This is a genomic window from Methylobacterium sp. CCH5-D2 (genome assembly GCF_001556475.1).
Lineage (GTDB): Bacteria > Pseudomonadota > Alphaproteobacteria > Rhizobiales > Beijerinckiaceae > Methylobacterium > Methylobacterium hispanicum.
Genome location: NZ_LSIX01000789.1, coordinates 1 through 4487 on the forward strand (window position 1 = coordinate 1; position 4487 = coordinate 4487).

Below are 4487 nucleotides of genomic sequence, written 5' to 3' on the forward strand. Positions count from 1 at the left end.
CCGGCCCGCTCGGGCCGGCCCCGGCGGAATCCGGCCCGCTCGGGCCGGCCCCGGCAGAACCTGGCCCGCTCGGGCCGGCACCGGCGGAATCCGGCCCGGCCCTCGCGGAGGCCTGAGCCGCGCTGCGACACGCGGACCCGCCGACGCGGGGGATCGGAGATCCGCACGGAGACAGGCGCGTCCGAACCCTGCCACATCGTCCCATCGCGCGGCGGGATGGACTGGGATACACCCGGCGCCCGATGCCTCGAAGGCCCGGCCCGCGCCGCTGGCCGGCATCGCCCGCACGATGGCACACTCGCCGTCCGCACCGGACCGCCCCAGGCCGGAAGGAGGTGGCGCCTCATGGACAAGCCGGACGCCGACACAGTGCAGACGATCGACCGCACTCGCCGCCTGATCGCCGAGATGCGTCAGGTCATCGAGGACGCCCGCCTCTCCGTGCTCGCCGCGCGGGACCTGCTGAAGCAGTTCCCCGGCCCGGACGGGCTCGGCCCAGCGGCCGCCCCGGCCGAGGAGCCCGCCGACGGCCCTCCGGACGATGTGACGGTGCGTCTCGTTGACATCCTTCTCGAAGCGCACAGTCTCGCCGCCCTGGACGAGGACGCGGACACGCGGGCCCTGCTCGAGACGGCGCTCCTGCGGGTCGGGCAGCGGCTCGCACGTCGGGCGGGTCCGCGGGCGGCGGGACTGGTTCTCCAGTAGGCGGCGGGCTAGAGCAGCATCTTCGGACGGGCCGTGTGTCCGGAAGCCATCGCAGCGGCGAGACGTCATGGCCAAGAACACACCGAAGGACAGAGCCGCGGCCGCAGCCGCCCTCACCCGGATCGCCAACTTCCTGGACGTTCCGATCGCGGCCTTCTACGAGGCCGCGCCGGAGGCGGACGGCGCCGCGCCGATCGATCCCGCCCGGCACGCCGAGATCCGCGAGCTGATCCGGCAGTTCCTGCGGGTGCACGACCCGAAGGCGCGGGGACGCTGCCTCGCCTACGTGCGGCGCGCCGCCGATGAGGCCGGTTGCGCGCCGGCTCCCGCGCCGGCCGCCGCGCGGGATTCCACCCCCGGCCTCGAAGGCTCGTGAAGCGTTAACCTTCGGGGTGGAGAACGGGGCGGATGCCCGAAGTCCGGCCCCGTTCGGAGACGATCGTTTGACCGCACGCCCGAGGCTGCTCGCCGCGGCCGCACTGCTCGCCGCGCTCGCACTCGTCTTCGGGCGCAGCCCCCCGGAGCCGCGGGACCCGTGCGAGGCCCATCGCCAGGCCTATCCGTGCGCCCTGTTCGCGCCGACCGCCGCGGCCCCCGTCCGGAACCCGGTGCCGGGCGCGATCGACCCGGCGGCGGACGGCACGTCCTAGAGCATTGCCCCGGATACGGGATCCGGGCCGAGGCTCCAGCCTCTTGATCCTGCATCCTCTTTTTCCGAAAGCCGGAAGCCACCGTTCGGGACGATGTTCGAGAGCAGGCCGGCAGGGCGCGCTACCGGCGCGGCGCGACGGCGGCGTGCCCGAGCGGCGCCGCCGGGAAGCCCTTCGCCCCGATCAGGCGATCAGGTCGCGGTGGGCGGGGCTGCGGTGCAGCCAGGCCCTGGCATAGCCGCAGAGGGGCACGATCCTCACCCCGTCCGCCCGCGCCTGCTCGGCCACCGCGCGCATCAGCCGCCCGGCCGTGCCGGTCCCCCGCAGGGCAGGGGGTGCGTAGACATGGGCGATGACGAGCTCCCGTGGCCCGCGGCGGTAGTCGGCGTAGGCGGTCAGCCCCTGCTCGGTCAGCTCGAAGCGGCTCAGCGCGCGGTTGTCGTGCATCGGATCCCTCCGGAGCGGGCTCGCGGCCCGCCCCGGCCAACGCCGTAGGCGGCCGGGACGGTCCCGCTCGCCGGGGCGGGCCCGACCGCTATCTGAGGACGCACCCGAACGCTCCATCCGGGACAATCCACGCGGGAGGATTCATGAGCGCGCCGCCGGACGACAATCTCGACCACTACGCGCTGGGCTTCTACGCCCTCGGCAAGGGCGTGGCCCGGGCCGATTGCCCCTACGCCGCCGGAACACGGGCGGAAGCCGACTGGCACGCCGGCTACGACGCCGCCGCGCGCGGCGATTCGGAGCCGGCACCCGAGGAACGGCCCAGCGCGCAATCGCCCATGTGATTGGCGGACCGGCCCGGCCCGTGCTTCTGACGCTTCCCGCGCCGGCAACGGCCGCGGGGGACGGTAAAGAGGGAGCCCGGATGCACTGGCCTGCCGCCTACGCCGCCTACAACGTGTTCCGCCGTCGCCAGTACCCGGCCCTGCGCTGCGCCGTGCGCCAGGACCGGCCGGTGCCGGGCTTCATCCACGGGGTGATCTGGGAGTACGGCGGCACGGTGATGGAGGAGCGCCCTCCGGAGGGCTTCCAGCCGGACGCCGCGCAGGCCGCGACCGAGAGCGCGGGCTACTATCTGTTCCGGGCTCCCGGCGGGCGGGCCTGAGCCGGATGCGCCCGGGTCGCGCGCCCGGGGCGCCCTCAGAAGGCCGCAGCGAGATGCGTGCGGACCGCCTCGCCCACGGAGGCGACGGTCTGGGCCACCGGGTAATCCGAGAGGTAGACGCGGCAGCCGACGAGGAGCAGCGCCAGCGCCCAGAACGCACCCGCGACCGCCCGGTGGCCGGCGCCGTCACGCGGCGCCGCGGCGGCGTGCGGGGAATCCAGCTTCTCCCCGAACGGGTCGAAGCTGACGTCGTCCGTCGGGCTCGCAGGGATCGACATGTCAGGGGTTCCGCGCATGACAGCTGATGTCGCGCGCGTGGCGGGCCGGATCAAGGAACGGGATTTTCGAAGATTCGCCGCCCCGGAGAACGCCCTGCTCCGCGCGCCCCGCGCCGGGGAAGATTCTGCCGCGGGCCCCGAGCCGGCCCCGTTCCCGGGATCCGAGGTCCGTCTGGCGGGCACCCCCGGGCCGTGCCAGAGGGCGCGGATGCCGACCTTCGCCGCCTACGCCGCCGCCGCGCTCGCCGAGATCGCGGGTTGCTTCGCCTTCTGGGCTTGGCTCCGGCTCGGCCGCTCGGTCCTCTGGCTCGGGCCGGGCATGCTCAGCCTCGCGCTGTTCGCCTGGCTGCTGACCCGGGTGGAGGCCGATGCGGCGGGGCGCGCCTACGCGGCCTATGGCGGCGTCTACATCGCGGCCTCGATCCTCTGGCTCTGGCTCGCCGAGGGACGCCGGCCGGACCGCTTCGATCTCGCGGGCGCAGCCCTGTGCCTCGTCGGCACCCTGGTGATCCTGCTGGGACCGCGGGAGCGCTGACGGCGGGGGATCGAAGGCCTGTGCGCCGGGCGGGCCTGCATCATATTGCAGATCCGTCACGCACGCGGAGCCGGCCATGTTCATCCTGCTGTCGATCTGTCTCCTCGCGCAGCCGAGCACCTGCAAGGAGGACAAGATCGACCTGTCCTTCGAGGCGCGCAGCCCCTTCGTCTGCCTGCGCAACGCCCAGAGCGCGCTGGCGACGTGGCAGGAGAGCCATCCCGAGTGGCACGTCGCGCGCTGGCGCTGCGTCGCCCGCGGGAGCCAGCCGAAGGACCTGTAGGCCCCGCCGCGACCGGGAGCCGCGGGGGCGTCGGCGCGTTCTCCGGGAACGACGTCGCGAGGGGCGTCGCAGCCGCCCGACCAGACCGCCGCGAGACCCGCCCATATGGACAAGGACCGCCTCGAGCCCGCCGCCTTCGCGGCGCCCGCCGTGCTGCTCTCCGGCACGGTGAACCAGGAGATGTACCGGTCCTTCCGGAGCCAGCTCGACGCGGCGAGGGAGCGCGACCTCGTCGTGGTGGAGCTCTCCACGCTCGGCGGCGACCCGGAGGTCGCCCGCATGATGGGCGAGGACATCCGCTTCCACAGCACGCTCGCGCCGAGCCGCCGCCACGTCTTCCTGGGCAAGGCGGCGATCTACTCGGCCGGCACCACCTTCATGAGCTTCTTCGCGCGGCCGAACCGCTACCTCACCCGCGGCACGCGGCTGATGGTGCACGAGCGCAAGCTCGACAAGCAGGTGAAGCTCAACGGCCCGCTCACCACCTGCGTCGCCGCCGTGAAGGCGGCGCTCCACGAGATCGAGACCTCGATCGCGATCCAGAACGAGGGCTTCGCCAACCTCGTCGAGGGCTCGCGGGTGAGCCTGGACGAGGTGCTGCGGCGCGCGCCGGAGAACTGGTACATCGAGGCCGCGGAGGCGCAGGAACTCGGGCTGATCGAGGCGGTGCTGTAGGCAGCTGGAGCATCGTCCTGGATACGGGATCCGGGCCGACGCTCCAGCCTCTCGATGCTGCATCCTCTTTCCCGAAAGCCGGAAGCCGGCTTTCGGGACGATGCTTCAGACAGCCGCCTCGCCGGGGGAGGGCTCGGCCGCGGCGGCCCCGGCCTCGGGCGGCGCGCCCGTCACCGGGACCGCCTCCACCAGGGTCGCCACGAGGTCAAGGAGGGCGCGCCGCTCCGGCGCGGCGGGGTCACCGTCGAGG

At 73.9% G+C, this 4487-nt stretch carries 10 protein-coding genes; 8 read left to right on the plus strand and 2 right to left on the minus strand.

From position 1 onward, the window contains the following. Positions 1–345 precede the first annotated feature (345 nt). The 3 genes from AX737_RS20955 (at position 346) to AX737_RS20965 (ending at position 1355) form a co-directional block, all read left to right on the plus strand. Positions 346–705 (plus strand): hypothetical protein, encoded by a 360-nt coding sequence (locus tag AX737_RS20955; RefSeq protein WP_066924610.1) that lies wholly within the window; start codon positions 346–348, stop codon positions 703–705. Positions 706–772: 67 nt separating this feature from the next. Then, entirely contained in the window at positions 773–1081 is a 309-nt protein-coding gene (locus AX737_RS20960; protein WP_066924611.1) for a hypothetical protein, read from the plus strand. Positions 1082–1148: 67 nt separating this feature from the next. After that, the gene (locus AX737_RS20965) at positions 1149–1355 is read left to right on the plus strand and encodes a hypothetical protein (protein WP_066924613.1); all 207 of its coding nucleotides are present in this window, start codon (positions 1149–1151) and stop codon (positions 1353–1355) included. 183 nt (positions 1356–1538) lie between these two features. Here the strand turns inward: AX737_RS20965 and AX737_RS20970 are convergent, their stop codons facing one another. After that, a complete protein-coding gene (locus AX737_RS20970) occupies positions 1539–1802 on the minus strand; it encodes a GNAT family N-acetyltransferase (RefSeq protein ID WP_066924615.1) in 264 nt (87 codons plus the stop codon). Between the two features lie 143 nt (positions 1803–1945). Between AX737_RS20970 and AX737_RS20975 the strand changes: the two genes are divergently transcribed. Both AX737_RS20975 and AX737_RS20980 read left to right on the plus strand, forming a co-directional pair. After that, a complete protein-coding gene (locus AX737_RS20975; protein WP_066924618.1) occupies positions 1946–2146 on the plus strand; it encodes a ribosome modulation factor in 201 nt (66 codons plus the stop codon). Positions 2147–2226: 80 nt separating this feature from the next. Further along, entirely contained in the window at positions 2227–2466 is a 240-nt protein-coding gene (locus AX737_RS20980; RefSeq protein WP_066924620.1) for a hypothetical protein, read from the plus strand. 35 nt (positions 2467–2501) lie between these two features. On the opposite strand, the gene AX737_RS20985 is transcribed toward AX737_RS20980, so the two are convergent. Then, positions 2502–2744, minus strand: a complete 243-nt coding sequence (locus AX737_RS20985; RefSeq protein ID WP_066924622.1) for a hypothetical protein — start codon at positions 2742–2744, stop codon at positions 2502–2504. Between the two features lie 208 nt (positions 2745–2952). Here AX737_RS20985 and AX737_RS20990 point away from each other — a divergent pair, with 208 nt between their 5' ends. The 3 genes from AX737_RS20990 (at position 2953) to AX737_RS21000 (ending at position 4237) form a co-directional block, all read left to right on the plus strand. Then, positions 2953–3279: a YnfA family protein gene (locus AX737_RS20990; protein ID WP_066924623.1), complete on the plus strand. Its 327-nt coding sequence runs from the start codon at positions 2953–2955 to the stop codon at positions 3277–3279. 76 nt (positions 3280–3355) lie between these two features. After that, complete coding sequence (locus AX737_RS20995; protein WP_066924625.1) at positions 3356–3562, plus strand: hypothetical protein; 207 nt, start codon at positions 3356–3358, stop codon at positions 3560–3562. Positions 3563–3667: 105 nt separating this feature from the next. Further along, positions 3668–4237: a peptidase S14 gene (locus AX737_RS21000; RefSeq protein ID WP_066924626.1), complete on the plus strand. Its 570-nt coding sequence runs from the start codon at positions 3668–3670 to the stop codon at positions 4235–4237. Positions 4238–4487 lie beyond the last annotated feature (250 nt).

Coding starts and splice junctions, on each gene's coding strand:
- AX737_RS20990 (WP_066924623.1), top strand. CDS start 2,953: ATGCCGACCTTCGCCGCCTACGCCGCCGCCGCGCTCGCCGAGATCGCG.
- AX737_RS20970 (WP_066924615.1), bottom strand. CDS start 1,802: ATGCACGACAACCGCGCGCTGAGCCGCTTCGAGCTGACCGAGCAGGGG.
- AX737_RS20955 (WP_066924610.1), top strand. CDS start 346: ATGGACAAGCCGGACGCCGACACAGTGCAGACGATCGACCGCACTCGC.
- AX737_RS20980 (WP_066924620.1), top strand. CDS start 2,227: ATGCACTGGCCTGCCGCCTACGCCGCCTACAACGTGTTCCGCCGTCGC.
- AX737_RS21000 (WP_066924626.1), top strand. CDS start 3,668: ATGGACAAGGACCGCCTCGAGCCCGCCGCCTTCGCGGCGCCCGCCGTG.
- AX737_RS20960 (WP_066924611.1), top strand. CDS start 773: ATGGCCAAGAACACACCGAAGGACAGAGCCGCGGCCGCAGCCGCCCTC.
- AX737_RS20975 (WP_066924618.1), top strand. CDS start 1,946: ATGAGCGCGCCGCCGGACGACAATCTCGACCACTACGCGCTGGGCTTC.
- AX737_RS20985 (WP_066924622.1), bottom strand. CDS start 2,744: ATGTCGATCCCTGCGAGCCCGACGGACGACGTCAGCTTCGACCCGTTC.
- AX737_RS20995 (WP_066924625.1), top strand. CDS start 3,356: ATGTTCATCCTGCTGTCGATCTGTCTCCTCGCGCAGCCGAGCACCTGC.